Origin of the sequence: Rhizobium sp. CIAT894 (genome assembly GCF_000172795.2) — a bacterium.
Classification (GTDB): Bacteria; Pseudomonadota; Alphaproteobacteria; order Rhizobiales; family Rhizobiaceae; genus Rhizobium.
In genome coordinates this window covers 3,732,883-3,759,762 of sequence record NZ_CP020947.1, presented here as the reverse complement: position 1 = coordinate 3,759,762, position 26,880 = coordinate 3,732,883, and the positions used below count along the sequence as shown (strand labels likewise).

Below are 26,880 nucleotides of genomic sequence, written 5' to 3'. Positions count from 1 at the left end.
ATGGCTCTCTCCGTCGGCCCATCCCGCTCCTTGAGCTCCCGGATGGCGATGGACGCCTTGTCGGCCAATGCAGTGAGTTTGCCGATCAGGGTATCTGCTCGACCGTTTGCCAGAAGATGCGATCTTCCTGCCGTGTCCGCCGGTGACGCGCGGCCAGGAGGTGGCGGCCGAGGCGATGGAGCATTCGCTTTGCCAAAGTCGCGCCGCCAAGGCCTTCCTGCTGCATGCGCAAAATGCGCCGATGGAAGGGGGCATTGCCTAGTTCCGCGCCCTTGCTCCTCCCGGCGCGCTCAGGCATTGTTACTGCATGAGGAGTGTTTTCACCTTTTTGCTGCTGGCGTTCTGGCCGGGCTTTGCGCTGGCCGATCAGGCCTTCTATGCGGCGAAATCGGGCAATGCACATGCGCCGGTGTTGACGGTTTATTCCTCGCTCGACGAACCGTTGGCGCAGCCGATGATCCGGGGTTTCCAGGACGCCAATCCCGACGTCGCGGTCAAATATGAGGACATGCTGACCGGTGATATCTACGACCGGATCGTCAGGGAGACGGATGCCGGCAAGAAGACGGCGGATTTCGCCTTTTCCTCGGCGATGGACCTGCAGGTGAAGCTCTCCAACGACGGATATGCGCAGGTCAGCAACCTGCCGATGAGTGCTGCATGGCCGAAATGGGCAAACTGGCGCAACACCGCCTACGCGCTGACCTTCGAACCGGCGGTATTCGTCTATCACAAGCCAAGCTTCGCGCATGAGCCGGTGCCAAGCTCGCGAGCGGAACTCGTGGATTATCTCAAGCGCAAGGGCAGTGCTGTTTACGGCCGGATCAGCACCTACGATATCGAGCGCTCCGGCGTCGGCTTTCTGTTCATGGCGCGCGATCAGGAACAATTCGGCGACATCTGGTCGGTGATCGGAGCGATGGGGGCGGCGGGCGTCAAACTCTATTCGACGAGTTCGGCGATCCTCGAACGCGTCGCCGACGGGCGCTTCGTGCTCGGTTACAATATTCTCGGCTCCTATGCAGCCGACTGGGCCTCGCGGCATCCCGATGTCGGCATCGTGCTGCCGAAGGATTATACCGTGGTGATGTCACGGATCGGCCTGGTGCCGCAGGCCGCCGCCGAGCCGGAACTCGGGCGGCGCTACCTGGCCTTCTTCATGTCGAAGGAAGGGCAGACGATCATGGCGCGCGAGCTGCAGATCCCGGCGGTCAGCCCGGAGGTGGCGGGGGAAAATACCGCCAATACGCTGCAGGAACTGCTCGGCTCCCAACTTCGGCCGGTGCCGGTCAGTCCCGGGCTGATGGTCTATCTCGACCAGGTGAAGCGGGCGCGGCTGATCGCGCATTGGAACGAGGTCCTGCGGGCGCAGTGAAGAGCCTCAGCTTTCGGCCGCTTCGCCCTTTCCGCAAGGATCGGCGTAAAGCCAATATTCGTAGAACATCGGTCGATCGACCGTGAAGGGATCTTCCCCCTGCCAGGCGCCGACGGTGTAGTCCGCGCAGCCGACGGCCTGCGTTCGCCCGTCGGGAAGCTGCATCAGGAAGGCGATTGCCGGAACCTTCGTGGTCAGCTTCAGCCCCTCAGGCAGGCCGAGGACGGGCGAGCGGAAAGGAACCGGCCCGGGATGGGCGTCGACGCCGATCGCATATCCCGCCTCGCGCAGCAGATTGGGGAAATATTTGTGATCGATCAGATCGCCGTCGAAGCGTATGTCGAGTTCCTGCCAAAGCCTGGTGAAATGCTTGCCTTCGAGCGAAGCTTCATCCTGTCCCTCTTTCGGCACGGTCTGCCAGCCCGCGCCAAAGGGCACGGAATCCTCCGGCGTCGAAAGGCCTGCCGCGCCGTAGTAGCCGATCGCATTGTTCAAGTGGTGGAACTGGCGGAAGCGGTAGCGCTTGCTGATCGGCCCTCTCAGCATCCATGAATTGTTGAACACATAATGCGGGCCGACCGCTTCGTGCTCTTTGGGAAATTTGAAAAGCTGGCCGAAATTGCGGTCGTCGTCATCGGGACCAGGCCGGTGTTGGTTCCAGCCGAGATTGCCGTAGATGTAGAAATAGCCGGATCGTTTCATCTCCAGCGAAAAGGGCATGTAGCAATCGACAAACTTGTTGCCGCTGACCGTCCAGTTCCAGGCATAGTCTTCCGTCTCGACGGCGTTGTCACGGATGCGGACGAACCAGTTGTTTTCGATGATGATATTGCGGCAGAAATCCTCGACGGTGGAATCGGACGCATCGTTGAAGAAGTGGATGCCGTTGAAGGCGTCGAGAATGACATTGTCGCGCAGGACGACATAACCGGCGATCGTCCATGCCCGGAAGAAGTCGCCGTCAAAACCGCGCTCGTCCTTTTCGACGTTCACGCGGCTTTGGGTGTCTTCGATATTGCCGTGGACCTGGCCCCAGGAGGTTTTTCGCCAGAGCCTGCAATCCTTGGGATCGAGCGTGGCATCGACCGCATGGGCTTGGCGGATTGCGGCGAGGTCCGCCTCGCCGTGCGACTGCAGATCCTGTATCCAATCGCAGTCTTCGATCAGCAGATGGCGCGTATAGGCTCCGGCCGCGCCGATGGCGATGGTGCTGCCGCGAATATGCAGGCGGCGGAGCGTGATGTGCTGGCAGTTGTCGAGATAGATCGCGGTCGGCCAGCAGCCTTCGAACTTGAGATCCTCAATCACGACCCATTGGCAATTCCGCAGCACGAGCGCGGCATCGTCGGCAAGATAGTAGATGCCGGGGAAGCGGCCATTGGCTTCCTGCACGGCGGAGAGCCGGTTGGCGACGTCGCGATAGTCTTCATAGCTTCTGCCGCCATCGATGACGGCACCGGTGCCCCCAATCACGACCGGCTGCTGTTGGGAGCCGCTGATCGAGGAGAGGACGAGCGGCGTTGCGTATCGTGCGCTCTTCAATGTCAGCGTCGCGCCGGGACGCAGCGCTCGCAAGTCGTCATAAATCCGGTCGGGATTTGTATGCAGGCAGCGCGACATATCGTTTCCCACTCGTGACGGTGAATAGAGATCTGCAGAAATCGGAATGCGGAAACAAAACCTTGAATTGTGCTAGGTGTAATTGACTCAAGGTTGCGCATGCAAGTGTTAAGCCGCAGATACTGCGCATAATACAGAGATGGCGAGCTTCGGCGGATGACCTGTCTGCATGAGGCGGCGAGAAGCGGGATTTACTAGATCCGCGACTGCCAATTGCGGCAAAAAAGTGGCCTTTCCTTCTGGATATCTCGCCGGTGTCAGCTAAATGACAGCTTGTTGTGGTGGCTTTGGCTACTTCTTCTCCGTGGAGGCGGAGAGCTGAAGCCTTGGGAGGTATTCTGCTCGTCATTCAGGACTTGCGTCCGCTGACCGGCCATTCCTCCCGATTCCCTGGAGAATAACAGGCGGTTTGCTCAGCCGCCGACGGAGGACACATCGTGAAGCATACGTTCATCGCAACCCTTCTCGCCGCGACCATCGCGCTGCCGGCCTATGCGGCCGACTACACCATCATCGCGCCCGCCGCGCCCGGCGGCGGCTGGGACCAGACGGCCCGTTCACTGCAGACCGCATTGCAGCAGGAGAAGATCTCCGGCAACGTCCAGGTCCAGAACGTCCCCGGCGCGGGTGGCACCATCGGCCTTGCGCAGTTCAGCAGCCAGGCTGCGGGCAATCCGAATTCGCTGATCGTCGGCGGCTACGTCATGGTCGGCGCGATCCTCACCAACAAGTCGCCGGTGACGCTCAAGGACGTTACGCCGATCGCCCGTCTGACCGGCGAGTATGAAGCCGTGGTCGTTCCGGCTTCCTCCGAGATCAAGACCATGGCCGACCTGGTTGCGGCACTGAAGAAGGATCCGGGCTCGGTTTCCTGGGGCGGCGGTTCGGCCGGCGGCACCGACCACATTACGGTCGGCCTGATCGCCAAGGCCTCCGGCGTCGATCCGACCAAGATCAACTATGTCGCCTTCTCCGGTGGCGGCGAAGCGCTTGCTGCCATTCTCGGCGGCCAGGTCACTGCCGGCGTCTCAAGCTATAGCGAGTTCGAATCGCAGGTGAAATCCGGCACGCTCCGTCTTCTCGCCGTCTCCAGCGACAAGCGGATCGACGGCGTCGATGCGCCGACGCTGAAGGAAGCCGGCACCGACGTCACCATTCAGAACTGGCGCATGGTTGCCGCCGCTCCCGGCCTGTCGGCAGAACAGGTGGCAAGCGTCACCGCCGATTTCGAGAAGCTGCACAGCTCTGCCACCTGGCAGGAAACTTTGAAGACCAAGGGCTGGGCCGACACCTATCTGTCCGGCGACGCCTTCAAGGCGCAGCTCGAGAAGGATGTCTCCGCCACTGAAGGCATTCTTAGAGATATCGGACTTGTTCAATGAGCGGGGATAACACCTCCTCGGCAACGACACGCCGCCCTGATTGGGCGGCGTTCATCATTGCCGTTTTCCTCTTCGTCGTCGCCGGCGTGATGGCCTGGGATGCCCTGCATCTGAAAACAATCGCGCAATACGACCGGATCGGCCCGGCGACAGTGCCGCAAGTGGTGGCGTTCGGCCTCTTCTGTCTCGGGATCTGGACCGCCTTCGAAGCCTGGCGTGGCGATTTTCCGGAACGCGATCGGCAGGAAGTGGCGCCCGTCATCTGGATCGTCGCCGGTCTTGCCGGCCAGATGCTGCTTCTGCGCGTCGCCGGCTTCTCGATCGCGACCGGCATTCTCTTCGCGCTGACGGCGCGCGGCTTCGGCAAACGCAAGCTCTGGATCTCGCTGCCGCTCGGCATCGTCCTCAGCTTCGTCGTCTGGACGATCTTCTCGCAGCTCCTGCAGCTGACGCTGCCTGCCGGCCCGCTCGAACATTTGTTCTTCTGACCGCGCGGAACGCGCTGTCAGCTCTTTTGATTTTGCGCGGCGCCTCTCTCCGAGATCGGATTGTCGGGAACGTCGCTTGGGACACCAAGATGAGCACATTCGAATTTCTATGGCAGGGTATCCTGGTTGCGATGCAGCCGATGAACCTGGTTTATGCGCTGGTCGGCGTGACGCTCGGCACCGCCGTCGGCGTGCTTCCCGGCATCGGCCCGGCCCTTACCGTGGCGCTGCTGCTGCCCGTGACCTACAAACTCGATCCCGGCGGCTCGCTGATCATGTTTGCCGGCATCTATTACGGCGGCATGTATGGCGGTTCGACGACGTCGATCCTGCTCAACACGCCGGGTGAAAGCGCCTCGATCGTCACCGCGCTCGAGGGCAACAAGATGGCGCGCGCCGGACGCGGTGGACCGGCGCTGGCGACGGCGGCGATCGGCTCCTTCGTCGCCGGACTGATCGCCACGCTCGGGCTTGCCTTCATCGCTCCCTATATCGTCAAGCTGGCGCTGGTCTTCGGGCCGCGCGAATATTTCGCGCTGATGGTGCTGGCCTTCGTCACCGTCTCCTCGGCCTTCGGCGATTCAGCCCTCAGGGGTCTGACCTCGCTGTTCATCGGCTTCGCCCTCGCCATGGTCGGCATCGACCAGCAGACGGGGCAGGCGCGGCTTTCCTTCGGCATTCCCGACCTGCTCGACGGTGTCGAAGTGACGACGCTTGCCGTGGCGATGTTTGCGATCGGCGAGACGCTTTATATCGCCGCGCAGGGCAACCGGATCGCGGAGAGGGTCGAAGCGGTCAAGGGTTCGCTCTGGATGACCGCTGAGGACTGGGCGCGTTCATGGAAGCCTTGGCTGCGCGGCACGGTGATCGGTTTCCCGATCGGCGCGATGCCGGCGGGCGGCGCCGAAATCGGAACTTTTCTCTCCTATGCGACCGAAAAGCGGCTGGCGAAGAATCCGGAGGAGTTCGGCCAAGGCGCGATCGAAGGCGTGGCCGGACCGGAAGCGGCGAACAATGCGTCGGCCGCCGGCACCTTGGTGCCGCTTCTGACACTCGGCCTGCCGACGACGGCGACGGCGGCGATCATGCTTGCCGGTTTCCAGCAATACGGCTTGCAGCCGGGGCCGCTGCTGTTTGCCACCAATCCGCAGCTGGTCTGGGGGCTGATTGCCAGCCTGCTCATCGCCAATGCGATGCTGCTGGTGCTGAACCTGCCGATGATCGGGCTCTGGGTGCGGCTCTTGACCATTCCGAAGCCGTGGCTCTATGCGGGCATCCTGCTGTTTGCGACGCTTGGAACGATCGGTGCCAATCCATCCGTGTTCGAGCTCGGCATGCTGCTCACCTTCGGCCTGCTCGGCTATGTGATGCGGCTCTTCGGCTATCCGATCGCGCCTGTTGTCGTCGGCCTGATCCTCGGCCCACTGGCCGAGCAGCAGCTGCGCCGGGCGCTGGCGATCAGCCAGGGCGACGTCACGACATTGGTGATGTCGCCGATCGCGGCAGGCCTGCTGATCGTTGCGGCAGCCGCCTTTCTGATCCCGCTGATCCTGCGGCTTCGCGGCCGCGGCCAGGTGCTGTCGCAGTTGGCGGCCAACGAAGACTAAAGCATTATCCCGGAACCGCGGCGCACTTCCGGGCGACATGCATTGGAACAAAGAAAAAGACCAACCTACCCCTCCCTCGAGGCCGGCCATGGCGACATGTGCCGGCTTCCCGTTTTTGCATGGCTGCGGTGATTTTCCGAGCATTGTAGAGGTGCATGCGCGACGCCACCTATCAGCAGTCGATCAAAACAAGAGGAAATGGACAATGTCCGCCATCCGCAATTCAGTCCGCACGGGTTTCTTTGGCCGCGCATTCGCCGTGCTTGGCGCCGCAAATGCCGTCAGCGCCGCTGTCGAAGCCGGCCGCCGTCCGCGTGCCGGCGACCTTAGAGAACTCGGCATCGACCCGGCCTCCTTCGGTCAGGTCTCCCGCTAATAGCTTCAAGTCATGCATGAATGAATGAGCCCGCAACCCCCGTGAACTGCCCCCGAAGGTTGTCGTCCAACTTTCGGGGGTAGTTCACTAGTGGTCGCGGGCTTTATTTTTTCTCAGGGGCGCCGCGATGCTGAGCACCGCGGCCTTTGCCATCAGGCGTGAAGCTCTTCCTGCCCGGCGGCGCGATCGTCCGCCTGCTCACGCTTGTTGTGGCGGATGGAAGACCAGAGCGACAGGCCGATCAGTGCGGCGCCGCCGAGACCGGTGATCACCTCGGGGATATGCACCAGGGTCTGCGCATACATGATCACCGAGAGGATCAGGATGGCGTAGAAGGCGCCGTGCTCGAGATAGCGGTATTCGGCCAGCGTTCCCTTTTCCACCAGCATGATCGTCATCGAGCGCACATACATGGCGCCGATACCGAGGCCGATCGCGATGACGAAGAGGTTCTGCGTCAGGGCGAAGGCGCCGATGACGCCATCGAAGGAAAAGCTGGCGTCCAGCACCTCCAGGTAGATGAAGGCGCCAAGACCGCCCTTGGCAGCGGCGCTCATCGTCTGCTGCGAGGCATCGAGCAGCCCGCCGATCACTTCGACGGCAAGGAAGGTGAGCAGGCCGTAGATGGCGCAATGGACGAAGACGGTGGCTTCCTCGCCGCCGATCAGCCAGGAGAAAACCAGCATCAGCGCCAGCACGAAGGCGATCTCGATACCCTTGATGGTGGCAGACCGCGCCATCACCCTTTCCAGGCCGGGAAGCCAGTGGATTTCCTTCTTATGGTCGAAGAAGTAGTTGAGGCCGACCATCATCAGGAAGGTGCCGCCGAAGGCTGCGATCGGCAGATGCGCGTCGTTCATGATGCGGGCATATTCGGCCGGCTCGCGGGCGGCGAGCACCAGGGCATCCCAGGGGCCGATCTGTGCCGCAATCGCAACGATCGCCAGGGGGAAGACGATGCGCATGCCGAAGACGGCGATGATGATGCCCCAGGTGAGGAAGCGTTTCTGCCAGACCGGCGTCATCTCCTTCAGCTTGTTGGCATTGACGATCGCATTGTCGAATGACAGCGAAATCTCCAGCACCGCAAGCACGGTGCAGATGAAGAAGACGGTCGCCATGCCGCCGATCGTGCCTGTGGTCTGCCAACCGAGCACGGCGCCGAGAACGAGGCCGAGGGCGGTGACGATGAAGGCCCAGCGGAAATAGCTGAGCGAGGATGTGTGGGTCACGGGCTGATTCATGGCCGCACCTCGCGGCCGCAAATCGTGTTGAAGAGGGTGGCTATATAGGAAAGACGCGACACGCCACCATGGGCATGCGGGTCAGGCATGGTGAGTTTGTTCATCGATGAAAAATCCGCCGGCTAAGCTGCAGGCGGTACCGACATCACGAGAGCGCCGTTAAAAACTCTCGCCAGAGGGGCCCGGCACCATAGTTCCCCGTCAGCCGATGTCTGGAAGGCTGCGGGATAGGCCCTAGTTAATGGACTTCCGCAGCCAGTCAAGGCCGGCCGCACATGGAGATCGGCTGATTTTTTGGGAACCATCCGGCTGCCCGGCCGTTAAGCCTTGGTTGAGCTAAAAAAGGAGGCCGATGATGCACACTTCGACCCATGTTCCCGACAAACGCACCGAGGCATCCGACCGCATGAAGCGGGCAAAGCCGAACCGCATGCAGAAGGCGCAGGTGCTGCCGCCGCATCATGTCGACCTGACGCTGACGCCCGGCGTCATCCACGACATTCATGTGCCCGCCCACGTTACCGGCGCGGATCTTTCCAAGGGCGGTCCCGACATCAAGGGCAAGAAATAGCGGTTGTCTCTCGATTTAAAACAGGGTGAGGAACATATGACTGTGAATTTTGTGCCCCGCGATCTCTTTATCCAGCACGAGAATGAATGGAAGGCCCTCCGTGAGGCGGGTGAGCGTATCGATATCGGCAATCACGCGAAGCCGCTTGTTTCGTCTATCGGCCGTCCGGCTTCCGTCGGGAAAAACGAGGCTCCGGCCGCACGCTCCGAATGAGCCAAAGGCGGTCACTGGATATGGGCGCTCGGCGTGACGGCCGGGCGCTTTGCTTTCATCGAGTTCCATGCCGACCGAAATCTCGTCAAAGATGATAGGCCACGCCAACCTTTCGGAAAGGATTGGGCGGCGATAATCCCGGCCTCACGGGATTCGCACAGATGGCCAAGACAGCGACACGAAGCCGCCGCAAGGCGCCGGCGAGAGGAAAAAGCAGAGCGCGCAGCGGCGGCGGGCTGCTGCCCTGGACGGTGATCGGCCTTGCCGCGATCGCCGGCATCGCCGCTTATGACAACTGGAAAAGCGTCAAGCCGATGCTGGGCCGCCAGCCGGCTGAAGTCATGCGGGAAATGGCGCAGGAGAAGCCGGCCGTCAGGAAGGACGCGCCGCCGAAGCAGGTGGCGCTTGCCGCGCCGGTGCCGAAAGCTGCGCCGACGCTGCCGGGTCCGCTGCCGCCGGCAGCCATTCCCACACCGGCCGTTCAGCCGGTCAAGGTGACACCGTCTCCCTCTTCACCGGCGACTGCGGAGACCGGGACGGCGGCCTTCGGCTATTGCGGGCAGGGCGCCCATATCAACTGCGTCGGCGACGGCGGCGTCTTCTGGTACAAGGGCGAAAAGATTGTGATCGCCGACATGGCGAGCCCGATCGTCGACCGGGCGCGCTGCGATGACGAGCGCAGGGTCGCGTTCGCCGGCAAGGCGCGCCTGCTGGCGCTCCTCAACGCCGGCCCCTTCACGATGGATGCGGCGGGCAAAGCCGATCCCTCGGGCGCGCCGCGCGTCGTTTCACGCGACGGGCGTTCCTTCGGCACGCAGCTGATCAATGAAGGACTGGCCCGTAAGCCGGGTGGTGCCGGCGGCGCCTGGTGCGCCGCCTGACGAGACCGGGCTACTTGCCTTTCTTCACCAGCGTGCCGCCGGTGCGGAAGCTGCCGGTAAACGAGGAATCCTTGCTTTCGGCCGTGCATTCGATGGCAATCGGCTTGCCGGAATAGGGGTTGCCGAAGGTGCAGAAGCCGGCGACCTTGACCTCCCCGGTCATCTTGTTGCCGACGCCCGTCGTCACGAGGCTGAGCGGCAGGCGGGCATTGCCGTTGGAAGCGGGCTTGATGCCGCTGCCGTCCCCCTGGAAGCCGAGCGCCTTGCCGTCCGAGGTGAAGATGAAGGTCACCGTGCCGTTGGCCAGCGTGACGCTGGCAAGCTCGTTCTTGCAGCCCTTGGTGGCGTCGAACTTGGCGACGACGAGCTTGGCGCATTTGCCGGAAAGTGTAATGACGCCCGGCGCGCCGGGAAATGTCTCCGCAGGAGCAGCCGGGGCTGCCGAGGCCGGCAAGGCGAACGCGGTGGAAAAAATTGCGGCGGCAAGCGCTGATAATTTCATTTCGATTTCAAACCCCATGTCTTGGCGAGGCGAATCACTCCCTCATCCTCGGTTCGCCTTGGCATGGTTCTGTGTCGGAATTTGGCTTCGCTCTTCCTGCAGCATAAAGATCCCACCGGTCTGGGCTGGCTCGGCGATCGCGGCAGATCGACATGGGCTGCCGCACATCGACAGCGAGCCGATACGGCACGGCAGGTGGCAAGGCGCTTTTCAAGCGCCTGCCGTCTTGGATGCACTTCTGGCCAAGGGGAATGGGCCCAGGCAGGGAAGTCCGGACCCATTCTTTCCCGATCGGAGGTCAGTCGGATCAGGAAGCTGAAGCTGCCGGCTTGCATGCTGCAGCCGGCAGCCTTTCATCAGAATGCGCGCTGCAGGCGGAAGTAGCCCGAGGTTACGTCCTTAGCATTGTCCGGATCGAGGTACTGAACCGAAACCTTTGCCGCGAGGTTGTCGACGATCTGGTAGTCGATCGTTACACCGGCCTTCCAGGCGTTGACGTCGTCGTTGAACTCGCCTGATGTGACGCCGTAGTTGTCGTAGTACTGAACACCAGGGGTGATCTTGAGCTTGTCAGTCGCCTTGATGGCGTACTCAGCAGCGATCGCCCATTCAGCCTTGTTGTAGTAGGCGTTCGGGTTGCTCGCGTAGACAACTGCGAGGCCGAGCGTGCCCGGACCGACAGCAACCGTACCCATGGCGCGGACAGCGCCTTCTTCGTTGTCGGTGTCGTAACCGGCCGTGATCTGGTAGCTGAAGGCGCCAGCCTTGCCGCCGAGACCGACGGCAACGCCGACGTTATTGGCGGTTTCACCATCGTAGAACGGGCTGTCTTCCAGCTCGTCAACGCTGATGCCGGCGTAGAAGGCGTCGGTTTCGTACTGATAGCGGATAGAGTTATGCAGCGTGACCGGCGAGCCGATGTCGTCGGTTTCGCCGGAGAGGCCGTCGTCCCACCAGCTATAGAACAGACCAGCGCGGAAGCCGGCGATGTCGATGTAAGCGGAGTCCAGCTGAGCCTTCTGGGAAGAAGCGTTGTCAGCATTGAACTGCATGACGATGACGCCGGTCAGCGGGCCGTACTCGGTGTCGCTCTTGGCGGTGAACTGAACCTGGCCGCGCGTACGTGCGTCCCAATCCGAGTCGTTGGCGACAGAACCGCCGCCGCTAGCGCCGATCGAGCTGGCGTTCGGAGCAACGTCAACCTGGAAACGGATGTAACCGTTGACCTTGAGGCAGGTTTCGGTGCCCGGGATGTAGAAGTAGCCGGTGCCGTAGGCGTCGCAGACGCGAACATATTCAACCGGTTCCGGCTCGGCAGCAACGATAGCGTCAGCAGCCTGGGCGCCGGATACTGCTGCAAGTGCAGCAGCGGAGCCGAGAAGAAGGCCCTTGATGTTCATGGAATAACCTCCAGTTCAGATGCAAGAGGATGAAGACCGTTGCCATCGGCAGTCCCTACGGATCTTCACCCCGTGTGAGCGAAGCGGCACCTTTTGGTCGGTGCCTGCCTCGCCGCGGAAGTTACACAGGGCATGGTGCGCCGCAATAACGATAACGATCATGACAGCAGTCATGCCTAGCTATGTTGCTGAAATAACACGCGTTTTGTCACAAATTCGTCATCGATCCGTCACAAAATCGCAGCTTCCGGACAGGCGAGCAACGAGGGGCTGAGCGCTCGGCGGCGATATGCAATTGATGCTCGAATGAGCGCGTCCTCATATGCGGGCGCGCCATAACTGCCATTTGCACGAATTGGAGCAAGGCAACGGATCTGAACGAGTGGGACAACGGCATGCGGAAAACAGAGACCTGAGCAGGTCATGCGAATCAGGTTTGACGCGACGTGGTCATCCCACAGCCGATTGAAATCCGACTCGGTCTGGTCGAGCCGGCGCATGCCCGTTTCAGGAAATGAAAATCCCCGGGGCGGGGATCTATCAACGATGTCAGGGGGATCGGATGGTGGGCGTGACAGGGATTGAACCTGTGACCCCTACGATGTCAACGTAGTGCTCTCCCGCTGAGCTACACGCCCATCCGATGGCGGCGCATAGATCACAAAACCTTTGGAGCCGTCAATAGGCTTTTTTCAGTTTTGTGACATGCCGCCCGGCAAGCCTTACGCGGCAAGCATTTTGTTGACCTCGTCGACGAGGTCGCGCAGGTGGAAAGGCTTGGAAAGGACCTTGGCATCCTTCGGCGCCTTCGAATCAGGGTTCAGCGCCACGGCGGCAAAACCGGTGATGAACATCACCTTCAGATCGGGGTCGAGTTCGGTGGCGCGGCGCGCCAGCTCGATGCCGTCCATTTCGGGCATGACGATATCGGTCAAGAGCAGAGAAAACGGTTCCTCGCGCAGCCGGTCGTAGGCGCTTGCGCCGTTATCATAGGAAAGGACCTTGTAACCGGCCTTTTCGAGCGCTTTCACCAGGAAGCGGCGCATGTCGTTGTCGTCTTCGGCGAGAAGTATCTTCTGAGTCATCAATCCAGACCGCTGATCAATAGGTTTTTGGTGGGTTGCCCGCCGTTTACACTAGTCTTTGCCCGGTAAACAACCGGTGAATTGCCCGTGCGCGACCGCCATCCCTGCTACATAGTATGGACTTGAGGCCGGGCAACTGGCAACATGGGCAAAGCAGTCAGTTCATGACATGGTAAAGAGGGCCGAAAGTGCCGGAAATACGCGAATACGAGCTTTTTGAGGTTCATGAGCCCGTGTCGCAGACCATTCCTTTCGTCTATAACTCCCCCCATAGCGGCCGCATTTATCCACCGGAATTTATCGCCCAGTCCAGGCTCGAGGGCATCGCCATCCGCCGGTCGGAGGATCATTACGTCGATGAACTCTTCAGCTCGGCGGTCGCACTCGGCGCGCCGTTGCTGGCGGCCAACTTTCCGCGCGCCTATCTCGACGTCAATCGCGAGCCCTACGAACTCGATCCGCGCATGTTCGACGGGCTGCTGCCGCCCTATGCCAATGTCAATTCGCTGAGGGTGGCCGGCGGGCTCGGCACCATTCCGCGCATCGTGGCCGAGAACATGGAGATCTATGCGCGGCGCCTGCCGGTGCAGGAAGGGCTCGATCGGGTCGAGGCGGTCTACAAACCCTATCATGCGGCGCTGCGCCGGCTGATCGCGCGAACGCATGTGCAGTTCGGCTTCGGTGTGCTGATCGACTGCCACTCGATGCCCGGCAATGTGCGCGTTGCCGGCAGTACCGCGCGGCCCGATTTCATCATCGGCGATCGCTACGGCACCAGCGCATCGGCCGAACTCTCGCGGGCGGCCATCGCGATCCTCGAGGAAATGGGCTTCGCGGCGATCCGCAACAAGCCCTATGCCGGCGGCTTCATCACCGAACATTACGGCCGGCCTTCGCGTGGCCTGCATGCGCTGCAGATCGAAGTGAACCGGGCGATCTATGTCGATGAAGTGACGCTGGAGAAACGCGGGGATTTTGCCGCGGTGGCCGATGCCGTCACCGCCTTCATGCAGCAGATGGCGGATTACGTCGAGAAATTCGCCGGCGATCGGGCGCTGGCTGCCGAATAAATCTCTTTTTCGATTTCGCTGACGCCTGGGCGTCGTCTTCCCGGCCAAAAAAAGACCGCCGTGAGGCGGCCTAAGTCTAGGGAGGAAACACCCAAGGAGGGTATTTACAGTCAGAAGACTGTACGAAGGACGCTACTATTGCGCTGCACAAATGTCAAGCAATATATTGCGCTGCGAAATCTTTGGGCAGCGTCGCGGGAATTGCCTGCTGCGTTTGCATTCCCGCTGCTTTTCGTTATGAAAGCATCACTCCCGCCAGCCAAACGGATTGACCATGCTTCCTGACCGCTCGTTCTTCAATCGTCTGGCGGAGGCCGCCAAGGCCGAGACGCTTCCGCGCTTCCGCTCCGGTCTCGATATCACCAACAAGCTTTCCTCCGGGTTCGATCCGGTGACCGAAGGCGACCGGGCGGCCGAACTGGCCATCCGGGCGCTGATCGAGGAGAATTTTCCGAACCATGGCATTCTCGGCGAGGAGCACGGCAATGTCGGGCTCGACCGCGACTATGTCTGGGTGATCGATCCGATCGACGGCACGCGCGCTTTCATCTCCGGCCTGCCGGTGTGGGGAACGCTGATCGGCCTGCAGAAAGAAGGGCGGGCGATCATGGGCATGATCGAACAGCCCTTTACCGGCGAGCGTTATTTTGCCGACCAGAACGGCTCGATCTATAGCGGCCCGGAGGGCGAGCGGCGGCTGGCGACGCGCCAATGCGACGCTCTTTCGAACGCCATCCTGTTTACCACCTCACCGCATCTCTTCGCCGGCGAGGAGATGGAGAAATACCGCGAGATCGAGAGCCATGTCCGGCTCTTCCGCTACGGCTGCGACTGCTACGCCTATGCGCTGCTTGCCGCCGGCCATATCGATCTCGTCATCGAAAACAGCCTGAAGCCCTATGATGTCGGCGGCATCATTCCCGTCATCGAAGGGGCGGGCGGCATCATCAGCACCTGGGACGGCGGACGGCCTGAAAACGGCGGCTCGATCATCGCCGCCGGCAGCCGGGCGGTCTACGAACAGGCGATCGCCATCCTGCAGCGCTAATCCGGGGTTGGCTTGCCAATCCCCCGGTCAGCTCTGCTGATCCGGCTCACGTGCCGAGGGCGGCGACCTCCTGGTTTTCCTCGGCATCGCTGCCCGGAATGAAGGCGTGGAAGGCGGCAAGAGCGGCGGCGCGATAGGTATCCCGTTCCTGGAAGATCTCGTGGCGAGCGCCGTTGATCGGCACAAGCTGACCGGCGCGGAAATAACGCGAAAGCCGCTCCTGCGCCGTGTAGGGCACGACACCGTCACGCGTCGGGGCGATGACGATGGTCGGGATGGTGATGGAGAAGAGATGGTAGGGCGAGGTGACCCGGTCCATCGTGCGGAATGCCTCGGTGAGCCAGCGGGCCGTCGGCGGCCCGAGCGTCAGCTCCGGATGGGCCTTCATCATCGCGACATTGCGCTCGAAGCGGGTTTCGTCCGAGGTCAGCGGATTGTCGCGGAAATCCGGCTCCTTCAGTTTCGAGGTCAGCGGCAGGAAGCCGAGGCCGAGAGCCGTCAGCGTGCCGGCAAGGGTGCGGATAACGCGGGGCGAGGCGGCCTGGCCGGTCAGGCCGATGAAGGGCGCCGACAGCACCATGCGATCGATACGGGTGGTGAGATAAGGCGCGGCCGAGAGCGCGATCAGCCCGCCCGTGGAGTGGGCGAGCAGGTAGAAGGGCAGGCGGGTATCCGGCAGCACCACCTTTTCGAGGAAGGTGTCGAGATCACGTTCGTAATCGGCGAAGCGGCGGATGTGGCCGTGGTTACGGCGCTTCAGGAGCCGCCCCGAGCCGCCTTGGCCGCGCATATCGAAGGTGGCGACCCAGAGGCCTTTGGCCGTCAGGTCGCGGATCGTCTCGAAATATTTCTCGATATATTCGTTACGGCCATGCAGGATGACCACCGTGCCCTTGGCGACCTGGGCGCCTGCGCGGAAGACGGCGTAGCGCAGCCGGTGGCCGTCATGGGTTTCGAAGAATCCTTCCGTGCGGTTTTCCGGGGCGGGATTGTCGGGCGTCGAATAGAGAACCTGATCCATGACTTTGCCAATGCGCCGCTGCTGACTGCTTCGCATCAGGGATAGCGCATGGCATCCGGCTTGGAAAGCGGCGACCCTGCGAGGCTGTAAAGCAACGAAAAGGGCCGGCAGGAGCATGAGGGTGCTCGCAGCCGGCCGAGTTTGAGGCTGAAGAAGAAGGGACGATGCACTTCAGCCATCGGGACCAGATTCACCCGACGCTGCGATTTCTAGGCGGATGCGTGTGAATGCGCTCCGAACCGGCCGTTCATGCGCGGTTCACGGGCCGACCGAGGCGATTTCAAAAAGGTCTTGAACTCGTCAAATCCCATCACCATCTCCTTCCTGCGGGTGCCGAAGAGGGCCTGCGCAAGCGTCCCGAGGCCGCCAAAGATGGGGTTTCAGGGGCATTTTATCGCAACACGTCGCTTCCACAGGAGGACATCATGCGTCACGTAGACTTCTCTCCCCTTTATCGTTCGACCGTCGGTTTCGACCGGCTCTTCACCATGCTCGACAGCCTTGCCCAGCCGGAGCAGGCCCAGACCTATCCGCCCTATAATATCGAGCGCACCGGCGAAAACACCTATCGGATCACCATGGCGGTCGCCGGTTTCGACGAGACCGAACTTTCGATCGAAGCCCATGCCCATGTCCTGTCCGTCAAGGGTGAAAAGGCCGAGGAACCTGCCGAAGGCGGCGAATTCCTCTACCGCGGCATTGCCAAGCGCGCCTTCGAGCGCCGCTTCCAGCTTGCCGACCATGTAGAGGTGACCGCCGCTTCGCTGAAGAACGGCCTGCTGCACATCGACCTTCTGCGCAACATTCCCGAGGCCATGAAGCCCCGCAAGATTGCGATTGCGGCAGAACCGGTCGAGGCTCCGAAGGCCATCGAGGCGCAGATCATCAACGGCTGATTTATCCCCTATGGGGTAAACGAACGGCGCTCCATCGGGGCGCCGTTTTTGTTGCGAGTCAGGCCGGGCTGGCGGCTTCCTCTATCTCTTTTTCCATTGCGCGGCGGGCCGCGGCGGCGGCGTATTTCTGGGCGATGACGGCGCAGACCATCAGCTGGATCTGGTGGAAGAGCATCAGCGGCAGAACGATCGCACCGATCGACTGGCCGGCGAAGATGACGTTGGCCATCGGCACGCCGCTTGCCAGGCTCTTCTTCGAGCCGCAGAAGGTGATGGTGATTTCGTCGGCCTTGTCGAAGCCCAGCCAGCGGCTGCCGACCATCGTCAAGACAAGGACGATCGCCAGCAGGACGACGTCGGCGACGACGACGGCGGCGATATCGGCGATCGAGAAGGTATGCCACAGGCCCTCGACGACAGCCGTCGAGAAGGCGAGATAGACGACCATCAGGATCGAGCCGCGGTCGACGGGCATCAGGATCTTCTTCTTGGCGCGAATCCAGTCGCCGATCCAGGGCTGCAGGATCTGGCCGATGATGAAGGGGCCAGCAGCTGCAGCAGGATCTGCTCCAGCGCGTCGAAGGAGAAGCCGCCATGGCCGCCGACGGAAAACAGCAGGCCGACGAGCAGCGGCGTCAGGAACATGCCGAAAATGTTGGAGGCCGAGGCCGAGCAGATGGCGGCAGGCACGTTGCCGCCCGCCATCGAGGTAAAGGCGATCGACGACTGGACCGTCGAGGGCAGCACACAGAGGAAGAGGATGCCGAGATAAAGCGGCTGCGGCAGGATGGTGTCGGGAATGAAGCCGAGCCCGAGGCCGAGCAGCGGAAAAATGCCGAAGGTGGTCAACAGGATGACGAGATGCAGGCGCCAGTGCAGCAGGCCCGCAATCACGACATCGCGCGAGAGGCGGGCGCCATGCAGGAAGAATAACAGCGCGATGGCAAGATCGGTGGCGATGCCGAAATAACCCGCGAAGGCGCCCCTTGCCGGCAGCAGCGAGGCGAGGATGACCGTGCAGACGAGCAGTACGGTGAAGGTATCGGGCAGAAAGCGACGCATAGTGGTCTCGCGGCGTGATAAAACAGTCCTTGTTTTGTCGTCCATTGCGATCCAGGATGCAAGGAATAACAGTTATCGAGAAACTGGATTGCCATGCTGGATCTTTCGCAATTGCGCAGTTTTGTCGCCGTCGAGCAGATGGGCAGTTTTACGCTCGCCGCAGAAAGGCTCGGCCTTGGCCAGTCGACGGTGAGCCAGCACATTCAGCGGCTGGAGACCACACTCGGGCGCAAGCTCCTGGCGCGCGATACGCATAAGGTCATCCTGACCGGCGATGGCGAGGCGCTGCTGTCGCATGCACGCAGCATGCTTTTGATCGAAGGCCAAGTACAGTCGCTGTTTCGAAGCAACAGCCTGCGCGGCAGTCTGCGGCTCGGAGTGTCGGAGGATTTCGTCACCAGCCAGTTGCCGGCGGTGCTGGAGGATTTCGTGCGGTCGCATCCCTCCGTCGACCTCGAACTGACGGTGGCACTCTCCGGCGTCCTCTACGAAATGCAGGACAATGGCGAGATCGATCTGGTGCTCGCCAAGCGCCGGCTCGGCGATGCCCGCGGAAAACTGGTCTATCGTGAGCCGCTCGTCTGGCTGGCACGCGATCCCGAGCGTGTTCTTACCTCCGGCCCTTTGCCGCTGATCGCCTTTCCACCGCCGAGCGTGACGCGGGTGATCGCGCTGGAAGCGCTGGCACGAAACGGCGTGGCGTGGCGGATCGTCTGCACCTGCGGGAGCCTCAGTGGATTGACGGCAGCGGCGCGGGCCGGGATGGGCGTGCTGGTGCAGCCGCGCAGCATGGCGCCATCAGGGCTGAAAGAGATCGCGGCGGGAAAGCTTCCGGTTCTGGAAGATGTGGAATTCGTGCTGGTACCGCGCAAAGGGGCGGATCAGGCACTGGTCGCCGCACTGTCGGACGATATTTTGCAAAAGGTGAGGGGGCTGAAGTCGGCGTAAGCCGTTGCCATCACGAAAGGCCCGTCGGACCGACAGGCCGGTCGGTGGGCGATCAGGCCGCCAGGCACCTGAGGAAGCCATCCACGTCCGCTTCCGTCGTGGCGAAGCTGGTGACCAGGCGGATCAGCGTTTCGTTTTTGGAGACGAGTTCGGGCGCTGCCGCCGGTACCGGCCATTCGTAAAATTTCGCACCCTTTTCTTCCGCGGTTTTTGCAGCGCGCCTGCTGACGACGGCAAAGACTTCGTTGGAAGCGGTCGGCCAGGCGAGGCGGGCGGCGTTGCTGGCGCCGATGCCGGCCCGCAGCCGGTCGGCCATACCGTTCGAATGGCGGGCGAGATCGAGCCAGAGATCGTTTTCGAAATAGGCATCGAACTGGGCGGCGATGAAACGCGACTTGGAGAAGAGTTGGGCGGCGCGCTTGCGGATGAAGGGCATTTCGCTTGCCTGATCCGGGTTGAAGAAGACGATCGCTTCCGCGCACCAGCAGCCGTTCTTGGTGCCGCCGAAGGACAGCATGTCGACACCGCGCTTCCAGGTCATCTCGGCTGGGGTGACATCGAGCGCGACCAGCGCGTTGACGAAGCGAGCGCCATCCATATGAAGCGGCAGGTTGCGCTTTTTTGATATGGCGGCAATCTCACCGATCTCCGGCAGCGAATAGACCGTGCCGATCTCCGTCGTCTGGGTGATGGTCACCGCGCTGGCACGGCCATGACGAAGGGCGTCCTCGGGGAAGTTTGCGATCTTTGCCGAAAGCCTGGCTGGATCGATCTTGCCGGCTTCGCCGTCGACGGCCATGAGGCGGGCGGAGCCGGAGAAGAATTCCGGCGCGCCGCATTCATCTTCGATCACATGGGCTTCCGAATGGCAGAAGGTAATGCCGCCGGGGCGCTGGACGCTCGCCAGCGCCAGGGAGTTGGCGGCTGTGCCGGTGGCGACGAAGAAAACCGAAACCTCACGCTCGAAGATTTCGCAGAAGCGGGCCTCGACCTTCTTGTCGAGATCGCTGGCGCCATAGGCAGGAGCAAAACCGGCCGATTCCGCCAGCAGACGTTCGGCAATGGATCTATGGGCGCCGGCCCAGTTATCGGAAGCAAAGAACATGAGGGGACCGCAGGAAAGGAAGGATTTGGCAGGGCCGAAGCGGAGATTACGCCAAAGCTTCACGGGATCAAGGCGGTTGCCCCCGACGCATCACATAAATTGAACTACGCAATCAATAAACAAAATGATGGCTCATGACGTAATTTTATTTCTCTATCGCGACCGATTCGGTAATCTTCCGTCGCAAATCGACGTTTTTTAGCGGCGCGCTCTTGCGGAGCCGAATGCTTTCTGGCATAGAACAGATGAATTAGGACAGTGTTGCTGTCCTATCTTGGCCTTGCGGCCGAAGAGCTGCCGAAAACCCTGGAACAGACGGGCTTTCACGCTATAGTTCTTCCGAGCGTCAAGCCCCGTGGACGGGCGGCGCGGGGGCAGATGGCAGGCGCGGAACGCGACGGTTTGCTTTCCTTTAGAAGCAGATGTCTGCGGCCGATCTTCACAATGCAACAGCGCTGTCATGCGCCGAACCTATTCTGGTTGCGGCGCGGGACGAAAAGCCGCCCGCGGCCCCGCGGGTTTCGACAGGAGGAAAGACGATGACGAAGACGCCATCCATGGAATTTGACCGGTTTGCTGCTGCAGAGGTGCGCGCTACGGCCAATATGTCCAAATCCGCCTCCGGCCTGCCGAAGAAGCAGGGCCTCTACGATCCCCGCAACGAACATGACGCCTGCGGCGTCGGCTTCGTCGCGCATATGAAGGGCCAGAAGTCGCATCAGATCGTCAAGGACGGCCTGTTCATTCTCGAGAACCTGACACATCGCGGCGCAGTCGGCGCCGACCCTCTGATGGGTGATGGCGCCGGCATCCTGGTGCAGATCCCCGACCGCTTCTTCCGCGAGGAGATGGCCGCCCAGGGCATCACCCTGCCGCCGGCCGGCGAATATGGCGTCGGCCATATCTTCCTGCCGCGCGATGAAAAGCAGATCGAGCACTTCAAGAAGGTGATCAGCGACGTCATCACCGAAGAGGGCCAGGTCTTCATCGGCTTCCGCGACGTGCCGGTCGATAATTCTTCGCTCTCCAAGGCGCCCGACATCGCTGCCACCGAGCCGCATCATGTGCAGGTCTTTATCGGCGCCGGCGAGGATGCCGAAAACAACGACGAGTTCGAGCGCCGGCTGTTCACGCTGCGCAAGGTGATCTCCAACCGTATCTATGACGAGTTCGACGGCGAGGAGAGCAATTTCTATCCGGTGTCGCTGTCGTCGGCGACGGTGGTCTACAAGGGCATGTTCCTGGCCTACCAGGTCGGGGCCTATTATAAGGACCTGGCGGATCCGCGTTTCGAAAGCGCGGTCGCCCTCGTGCACCAGCGCTTCTCGACCAACACCTTCCCGTCGTGGAAACTCGCGCACCCCTACCGCATGGTCGCCCATAACGGCGAAATCAACACGCTGCGCGGCAACGTCAACTGGATGGCGGCGCGTCAGGCATCGGTCTCCTCGCCGCTGTTCGGCGAGGACATCTCCAAGCTCTGGCCGATCTCCTACGAGGGCCAGTCGGATACGGCCTGCTTCGACAACGCACTCGAATTCCTGGTGCGCGGCGGTTATTCGCTGGCGCATGCGGTGATGATGCTGATCCCGGAAGCCTGGGCCGGCAACCAGTCGATGGCGGCCGAACGCAAGGCCTTCTACGAATATCATGCGGCACTGATGGAGCCGTGGGACGGGCCGGCTGCCGTCGCCTTCACCGACGGCAAGCAGATCGGCGCGACGCTCGACCGCAACGGCCTCAGGCCGGCACGTTACCTCGTCACCGACGACGACCGCGTCATCATGGCGTCCGAAGCCGGCGTGCTGCCGGTTCCGGAGGAGAGGATCATCCAGAAGTGGCGTCTGCAGCCGGGCAAGATGCTGCTGATCGACATGGAGGAAGGCCGCATCATCTCCGATGACGAGGTGAAGTCGCAGCTTGCGACGGCGCATCCCTATCGCAGCTGGCTCGACCGGACCCAACTGATCCTCGAAGAGCTGAAGCCGGTGGAGCCGCGGGCGCTGCGCCGCGACGTGTCGCTGCTCGACCGTCAGCAGGCCTTCGGCTACACGCTCGAAGATACGCGCATCCTGATGTCGCCGATGGCGACGACCGGCCAGGAAGCGATCGGCTCGATGGGCACCGACACGCCGATCTCGGCAATGTCGGAAAAGCCGAAGCTGCTCTATACCTATTTCAAGCAGAACTTCGCGCAGGTGACGAACCCGCCGATCGACCCGATCCGCGAGGAACTGGTGATGAGCCTCGTTTCCTTCATCGGCCCGCGGCCGAACATTCTCGACCACGAAGGTGCCGCGAACGCCAAGCGGCTCGAGGTGCGTCAGCCGATCCTTACCAATGGCGATCTCGAAAAGATCCGTTCGATCGGTCATACGGAAGACCGTTTCGACACCAAGACGCTCGATTTCACCTATGATATCGAGCGCGGCGCCGCAGGCATGCCCGAAATGCTCGACCGGCTCTGCGAGCGCGCGGAGGCGGCCGTCAAGGGCGGCTACAACATCATCGTGCTTTCCGACCGCCAGATCGGGCCTGACAGGATCGCCATTCCGGCGCTGCTGGCGACGGCCGCCGTGCACCATCACCTGATTCGCAAGGGACTTCGCACCTCGGTCGGTCTCGTCGTCGAAACCGGCGAACCGCGCGAAGTGCATCATTTCTGCCTGCTCGCCGGCTACGGTGCCGAGGCGATCAACCCCTATCTCGCTTTCGACACGCTGCTCGACATGCATGCCAAGGGCGAATTCCCGAAGGAAGTGGATGCCTCGGAAGTCGTCTACCGCTACATCAAGGCGGTCGGCAAAGGCATCCTCAAGGTCATGTCGAAGATGGGCATTTCGACCTATCAGTCCTATTGCGGCGCGCAGATTTTCGATGCGATCGGCCTGTCGTCCGAACTGGTCGACAAGTATTTCTTCGGAACCGCGACGATGATCGAAGGCATCGGTCTCGAAGCGATCGCCGAAGAGACCGTTTCCCGCCATAACGCGGCCTTCGGCACGGATCCGCTGCTGGCCACGACACTCGATATCGGCGGCGAATATGCCTACCGCATGCGCGGCGAAAGCCATGCCTGGACGCCGGACGCAGTCGCAGCCCTTCAGCATGCCGTGCGCGGCAATGCCGAGGACCGCTACCGCGAATTCGCCGAGATGGTGAACAATTCGGCGCTGCGCATGAACACGATCCGCGGATTGTTCAACGTCAAGAGCGCCGAGGCGCTCGGCCGCAAGCCGGTGTCCGTCGACGAGGTCGAGCCGGCGGCCGATATCGTCAAGCGGTTCTCGACGGGGGCAATGTCCTTCGGTTCGATTTCCAGAGAGGCGCACACGACGCTGGCGATCGCCATGAACCGGATCGGCGGCAAGTCGAACACCGGCGAGGGCGGCGAGGAATCCGACCGCTACATGCCGCTCTCCGATGGTTCGATGAACCCGGAACGCTCGGCGATCAAGCAGATCGCCTCGGGCCGCTTCGGCGTCACCACCGAATATCTCGTCAATGCCGATGTGCTGCAGATCAAGGTGGCGCAGGGCGCCAAGCCCGGCGAAGGCGGCCAGCTGCCCGGCCACAAGGTCGATGCGACGGTCGCCAAGACCCGTCACTCGACGCCGGGTGTCGGCCTGATCTCGCCGCCGCCGCACCACGACATCTATTCGATCGAAGATCTGGCGCAGCTGATCTACGACCTGAAGAACGTCAACCCGACGTCCGATGTCTCGGTCAAGCTGGTCTCCGAAGTCGGTGTCGGCACGGTTGCTGCCGGCGTCGCCAAGGCGCGCGCCGACCACATCACGGTCGCCGGCTTCGACGGCGGCACGGGTGCCTCGCCGCTGACCTCGCTCAAGCATGCCGGCAGCCCCTGGGAGATCGGCCTTGCCGAAACCCAGCAGACGCTGGTGCTGAACGGTTTGCGTTCGCGCGTCGCGCTGCAGGTGGACGGCGGCCTGAAGACCGGCCGCGACGTCATCATCGGAGCGCTGCTCGGCGCCGACGAATTCGGTTTTGCCACCGCGCCGCTGATCGCGGCCGGCTGCATCATGATGCGCAAGTGCCATCTCAACACCTGTCCGGTCGGTGTGGCGACGCAGGATCCGGTGCTGCGTAAGCGCTTCAAGGGCACGCCGGAGCACGTCATCAACTACTTCTTCTTCGTTGCCAATGAAGTGCGCGAAATTCTCGCTTCGCTCGGCTTCACCCGGCTCGACGAGATCATCGGCGCTTCGGAGCTGCTGGAGAAGGACGAGATGCTGGCGCACTGGAAGGCCAAGGGTCTCGACTTCAGCCGCATCTTCCACAAGGTCGACGCTCCCAAGGAGGCGACCTTCTGGACGAGCAGGCAGCAGCATCCGATCGACGATATTCTCGACCGCGCGCTGATCGAGCAGGCACAACAGGCGCTGACCGACAAGACGCCCGTCGCTTTCGAGGTCGACATCAAGAACGTCGACCGTTCGGCCGGCGCGATGCTGTCCGGCGAGGTCGCCAAGCGTTATCGCCATCGCGGGCTGAAGGAAGACACGATCAATGTGACGCTTCGCGGCACGGCGGGCCAGAGCTTCGGCGCCTTCCTGGCGCGCGGCGTCACCTTCAACCTGATCGGTGACGGCAACGACTATGTCGGCAAAGGGCTTTCGGGCGGCAAGATCATCATCCGGCCGCCGGAGAATTCGCGGATTGTCGCCGAAAACTCGATCATCGTCGGCAACACCGTGCTTTACGGCGCGACCGAGGGCGAGTGCTATTTCCGCGGCGTGGCGGGCGAACGGTTCGCCGTGCGTAATTCGGGGGCGATCGCCATTGTCGAAGGTGTCGGCGACCACGGTTGCGAATATATGACCGGCGGTGTCGTCGTCGTGCTCGGCACCACGGGCCGCAATTTCGCGGCCGGCATGTCCGGCGGTGTCGCTTACGTGCTCGACGAAACCGGCGATTTCGCCAGCCGCTGCAATATGGCGATGGTCGAACTCGAGCCGGTGCCGGAAGAGGACGACATGCTGGAGAAGCTGCATCATCACGGCGGCGATCTCATGCACAAGGGACGCGTCGACGTCTCCGGTGACATGACGCGCCATGACGAGGAGCGCCTTTACCAGCTGATCTCCAACCATCTGCACTATACGGGCTCGGCCCGCGCCAAGCAGATCCTCGATCACTGGGCCGACTACCGTCCGAAATTCCGCAAGGTCATGCCTGTGGAATACCGACGTGCGCTCGAGGAAATGGAACGCAGCCGGATGGGCATCGCCGCGGAATGATTTGAACCGGAGCATCCGCCATCGCATCGCAGATGGCGGATGACGGAAACATCTCGATGACTCCTCACGAACATGACGACGGCGATGGGCCGTCCGGATCGTACGGTGTCCTACAGGAGATCTGTTCCAATGACGGTCAAGATAAGCAACCCGCCCGGAACTCCGGGGACTGACGACAGACAACTGGCCGCGGTGAGGCGGTCATGAGGGTAAGGGACGAAGAAATGGGTAAGGTTACAGGATTTCTGGAAATCGACCGGCAGGTGGCGAAGTACCAGCCGGCGTCGGATCGCATCCGGCATTTCCGCGAGTTCACGATCCCGATGTCGGACCCGGAAGTGCAGAAACAGGCCGCGCGCTGCATGGACTGTGGCATTCCCTATTGTCACGGACCGACCGGCTGCCCGGTGCACAACCAGATTCCGGACTGGAACGACCTCGTCTACAACAACAATTGGGAAGTGGCGATCCAGAACCTGCATTCGACCAACAACTTCCCTGAGTTCACCGGCCGCGTTTGCCCCGCGCCTTGCGAAGAAGCCTGCACGCTGAATCTCGAGGATGCGCCGGTTGCGATCAAGACGGTCGAGCAGGCGATCGCCGACAAGGCCTACGAGCTCGGGTTCATCAGGCCGCAGCCGGCCACCGTCCACACCGGCAAGAAGGTCGCCGTCATCGGCTCCGGTCCTGCCGGCATGGCTGCCGCCCAGCAGCTCGGCCGCGCCGGTCATGACGTGCATGTCTACGAGCGCGAGACGAAGCCGGGCGGACTGTTGCGCTACGGCATCCCCGATTTCAAGATGGAGAAGAACTTCATCGACCGCCGCGTCGAGCAGATGAAGGGTGAGGGCGTCACCTTCCATTGCGGCGTCAATGTCGGCGTCGACGTCAAGGTCGAGCAACTGCTCGCCGATCACGACGCCGTCCTCTATTGCGGCGGCTCGGAGACGCCGCGCGAGGCGGGCATTCCGGGCACGGACCTTGCCGGCGTGCATGACGCGATGCCCTACCTGGTGCAGCAGAACCGCCGCGTCGGGCGCGAGAACATCGACAGCGTCGGCTGGCCGTCGGACCCGATCCTGGCGGGCGCCAAACATATCGTCGTCGTCGGCGGGGGCGACACGGCTTCGGACTGTGTCGGCACGGCATTCCGCCAAGGGGCCGTCAAGGTCACCCAGCTCGACATCCGCCCGCAGCCGCCGGAGAAGGAAGACAAGCTCGCCGTCTGGCCCTTCTGGGCGACGAAGATGCGCACCTCCTCCTCGCAGGCCGAGGGTGCGGTACGCGAGTTCCAGGTGGCGACGCTCGAATTCGTCGGTGAAGACGGCGTGCTGACCGGCGTCAAGTGCTGTGAAGTCGACGAGCGCCGGCGGCCGGTTGCGGGCACGGAATTTGTCATCCGCGCCGATCTCGCCTTCATCGCCATCGGTTTCCGCGGCCCGTTCACGACAAGCGTGCTGAAGGAACTCGAGGGTAAGCTGACGCTCAATACCGACAAGCGCGGCTCGACCAACGTCGTTGCCAACGACCGCGACTACAAGACCTCGGTCGACAAGTTCTGGACGGCGGGCGACGTGCGCCGCGGCCAGTCGCTGGTGGTCTGGGCGATCCGCGAAGGCCGCCAGGCGGCGCGCGCCATCGATGAGGCGTTGATGGGCTCGAGCGTTCTGCCGAACTGATTGCAGCTCGTCTGGAGACTTGAAGATAGAGACTCCGCCTTTCCGG

The 26,880-nt window shown here is 62.1% G+C and carries 21 protein-coding genes, 1 tRNA gene and 2 pseudogenes; 14 read left to right on the top strand and 10 right to left on the bottom strand.

All coding sequences use genetic code 11. From position 1 onward, the window contains the following. Window positions 1–94 precede the first annotated feature (94 nt). Window positions 95–262: pseudogene (locus RHEC894_RS32535) on the top strand (ornithine carbamoyltransferase); the annotation flags it as partial. A 66-nt stretch (window positions 263–328) separates the two neighbouring features. Continuing rightward, window positions 329–1,375, top strand: a complete 1,047-nt coding sequence (locus RHEC894_RS18545) for an ABC transporter substrate-binding protein (protein WP_085738367.1) — start codon at window positions 329–331, stop codon at window positions 1,373–1,375. Window positions 1,376–1,381: 6 nt separating this feature from the next. On the opposite strand, the gene RHEC894_RS18540 is transcribed toward RHEC894_RS18545, so the two are convergent. Then, window positions 1,382–2,995, bottom strand: a complete 1,614-nt coding sequence (locus RHEC894_RS18540; RefSeq protein WP_085738366.1) for a right-handed parallel beta-helix repeat-containing protein — start codon at window positions 2,993–2,995, stop codon at window positions 1,382–1,384. A 437-nt stretch (window positions 2,996–3,432) separates the two neighbouring features. Between RHEC894_RS18540 and RHEC894_RS18535 the strand changes: the two genes are divergently transcribed. The 4 genes from RHEC894_RS18535 (at window position 3,433) to RHEC894_RS33065 (ending at window position 6,848) form a co-directional block, all read left to right on the top strand. Beyond that, complete coding sequence (locus RHEC894_RS18535) at window positions 3,433–4,377, top strand: tripartite tricarboxylate transporter substrate binding protein (RefSeq protein ID WP_085738365.1); 945 nt, start codon at window positions 3,433–3,435, stop codon at window positions 4,375–4,377. Next, entirely contained in the window at window positions 4,374–4,865 is a 492-nt protein-coding gene (locus RHEC894_RS18530) for a tripartite tricarboxylate transporter TctB family protein (RefSeq protein ID WP_085738364.1), read from the top strand. The genes RHEC894_RS18535 and RHEC894_RS18530 overlap by 4 nt, the downstream gene beginning before the upstream one ends. An 89-nt stretch (window positions 4,866–4,954) precedes the next feature. Continuing rightward, window positions 4,955–6,472: a tripartite tricarboxylate transporter permease gene (locus RHEC894_RS18525; RefSeq protein ID WP_085738363.1), complete on the top strand. Its 1,518-nt coding sequence runs from the start codon at window positions 4,955–4,957 to the stop codon at window positions 6,470–6,472. A 205-nt stretch (window positions 6,473–6,677) separates the two neighbouring features. Beyond that, window positions 6,678–6,848, top strand: coding sequence for a hypothetical protein (locus RHEC894_RS33065; RefSeq protein ID WP_010066613.1), 171 nt, complete (start codon window positions 6,678–6,680; stop codon window positions 6,846–6,848). 152 nt (window positions 6,849–7,000) lie between these two features. Here the strand turns inward: RHEC894_RS33065 and RHEC894_RS18520 are convergent, their stop codons facing one another. Continuing rightward, window positions 7,001–8,092: a DUF475 domain-containing protein gene (locus RHEC894_RS18520; protein ID WP_085738362.1), complete on the bottom strand. Its 1,092-nt coding sequence runs from the start codon at window positions 8,090–8,092 to the stop codon at window positions 7,001–7,003. A 352-nt stretch (window positions 8,093–8,444) separates the two neighbouring features. On the opposite strand from RHEC894_RS18520, the gene RHEC894_RS18515 reads away from it, so the two are divergent. After that, on the top strand, window positions 8,445–8,663 hold the full coding sequence (locus tag RHEC894_RS18515; RefSeq protein ID WP_010067732.1) for a hypothetical protein: 219 nt from the start codon (window positions 8,445–8,447) through the stop codon (window positions 8,661–8,663). Between the two features lie 15 nt (window positions 8,664–8,678). Here RHEC894_RS18515 and RHEC894_RS33060 read toward each other — a convergent pair whose 3' ends face one another. Then, entirely contained in the window at window positions 8,679–8,945 is a 267-nt protein-coding gene (locus RHEC894_RS33060) for a hypothetical protein (protein WP_164517657.1), read from the bottom strand. A 92-nt stretch (window positions 8,946–9,037) separates the two neighbouring features. Here RHEC894_RS33060 and RHEC894_RS18510 point away from each other — a divergent pair, with 92 nt between their 5' ends. Continuing rightward, on the top strand, window positions 9,038–9,757 hold the full coding sequence (locus RHEC894_RS18510) for a hypothetical protein (RefSeq protein ID WP_085739047.1): 720 nt from the start codon (window positions 9,038–9,040) through the stop codon (window positions 9,755–9,757). Window positions 9,758–9,767: 10 nt separating this feature from the next. Here RHEC894_RS18510 and RHEC894_RS18505 read toward each other — a convergent pair whose 3' ends face one another. The 4 genes from RHEC894_RS18505 to cpdR1 all read right to left on the bottom strand — a co-directional run bounded on the left by RHEC894_RS18505 (window position 9,768) and on the right by cpdR1 (window position 12,744). Continuing rightward, the gene (locus RHEC894_RS18505; RefSeq protein ID WP_245339481.1) at window positions 9,768–10,259 is read right to left on the bottom strand and encodes a hypothetical protein; all 492 of its coding nucleotides are present in this window, start codon (window positions 10,257–10,259) and stop codon (window positions 9,768–9,770) included. Window positions 10,260–10,615: 356 nt separating this feature from the next. Then, complete coding sequence (locus tag RHEC894_RS18500; protein ID WP_010067155.1) at window positions 10,616–11,659, bottom strand: porin; 1,044 nt, start codon at window positions 11,657–11,659, stop codon at window positions 10,616–10,618. A 563-nt stretch (window positions 11,660–12,222) separates the two neighbouring features. Next, window positions 12,223–12,297 (bottom strand) — tRNA-Val (locus RHEC894_RS18495). Window positions 12,298–12,381: 84 nt separating this feature from the next. Further along, the gene (gene cpdR1 / locus RHEC894_RS18490; RefSeq protein ID WP_003542883.1) at window positions 12,382–12,744 is read right to left on the bottom strand and encodes a response regulator CpdR1; all 363 of its coding nucleotides are present in this window, start codon (window positions 12,742–12,744) and stop codon (window positions 12,382–12,384) included. Window positions 12,745–12,932: 188 nt separating this feature from the next. Here cpdR1 and RHEC894_RS18485 point away from each other — a divergent pair, with 188 nt between their 5' ends. Next, window positions 12,933–13,814 carry an N-formylglutamate amidohydrolase gene (locus RHEC894_RS18485; RefSeq protein WP_085738359.1) on the top strand — a complete coding sequence of 294 codons (882 nt, stop codon included), beginning with the start codon at window positions 12,933–12,935 and terminating at the stop codon, window positions 13,812–13,814. Window positions 13,815–14,088: 274 nt separating this feature from the next. After that, window positions 14,089–14,862 carry a histidinol-phosphatase gene (gene hisN, locus RHEC894_RS18480; protein ID WP_010067207.1) on the top strand — a complete coding sequence of 258 codons (774 nt, stop codon included), beginning with the start codon at window positions 14,089–14,091 and terminating at the stop codon, window positions 14,860–14,862. A 46-nt stretch (window positions 14,863–14,908) separates the two neighbouring features. Here hisN and RHEC894_RS18475 read toward each other — a convergent pair whose 3' ends face one another. Then, window positions 14,909–15,883, bottom strand: coding sequence for an alpha/beta hydrolase (locus tag RHEC894_RS18475; RefSeq protein ID WP_085738358.1), 975 nt, complete (start codon window positions 15,881–15,883; stop codon window positions 14,909–14,911). A 425-nt stretch (window positions 15,884–16,308) separates the two neighbouring features. On the opposite strand from RHEC894_RS18475, the gene RHEC894_RS18470 reads away from it, so the two are divergent. Continuing rightward, window positions 16,309–16,779 (top strand): Hsp20 family protein, encoded by a 471-nt coding sequence (locus tag RHEC894_RS18470; protein ID WP_054185129.1) that lies wholly within the window; start codon window positions 16,309–16,311, stop codon window positions 16,777–16,779. Between the two features lie 58 nt (window positions 16,780–16,837). Here the strand turns inward: RHEC894_RS18470 and RHEC894_RS18465 are convergent. Beyond that, window positions 16,838–17,886, bottom strand: a pseudogene (locus RHEC894_RS18465) (bile acid:sodium symporter family protein). A 48-nt stretch (window positions 17,887–17,934) separates the two neighbouring features. Between RHEC894_RS18465 and RHEC894_RS18460 the strand changes: the two are divergent. Continuing rightward, window positions 17,935–18,789, top strand: coding sequence for a LysR family transcriptional regulator (locus RHEC894_RS18460; RefSeq protein WP_010068478.1), 855 nt, complete (start codon window positions 17,935–17,937; stop codon window positions 18,787–18,789). A 52-nt stretch (window positions 18,790–18,841) separates the two neighbouring features. On the opposite strand, the gene RHEC894_RS18455 is transcribed toward RHEC894_RS18460, so the two are convergent. Further along, window positions 18,842–19,894, bottom strand: a complete 1,053-nt coding sequence (locus RHEC894_RS18455) for a low specificity L-threonine aldolase (protein WP_085739046.1) — start codon at window positions 19,892–19,894, stop codon at window positions 18,842–18,844. A gap of 539 nt (window positions 19,895–20,433) precedes the next feature. On the opposite strand from RHEC894_RS18455, the gene gltB reads away from it, so the two are divergent. Both gltB and RHEC894_RS18445 read left to right on the top strand, forming a co-directional pair. Next, complete coding sequence (gene gltB / locus RHEC894_RS18450; protein ID WP_085738357.1) at window positions 20,434–25,155, top strand: glutamate synthase large subunit; 4,722 nt, start codon at window positions 20,434–20,436, stop codon at window positions 25,153–25,155. A gap of 224 nt (window positions 25,156–25,379) precedes the next feature. Further along, complete coding sequence (locus RHEC894_RS18445) at window positions 25,380–26,834, top strand: glutamate synthase subunit beta (RefSeq protein ID WP_085738356.1); 1,455 nt, start codon at window positions 25,380–25,382, stop codon at window positions 26,832–26,834. Window positions 26,835–26,880 lie beyond the last annotated feature (46 nt).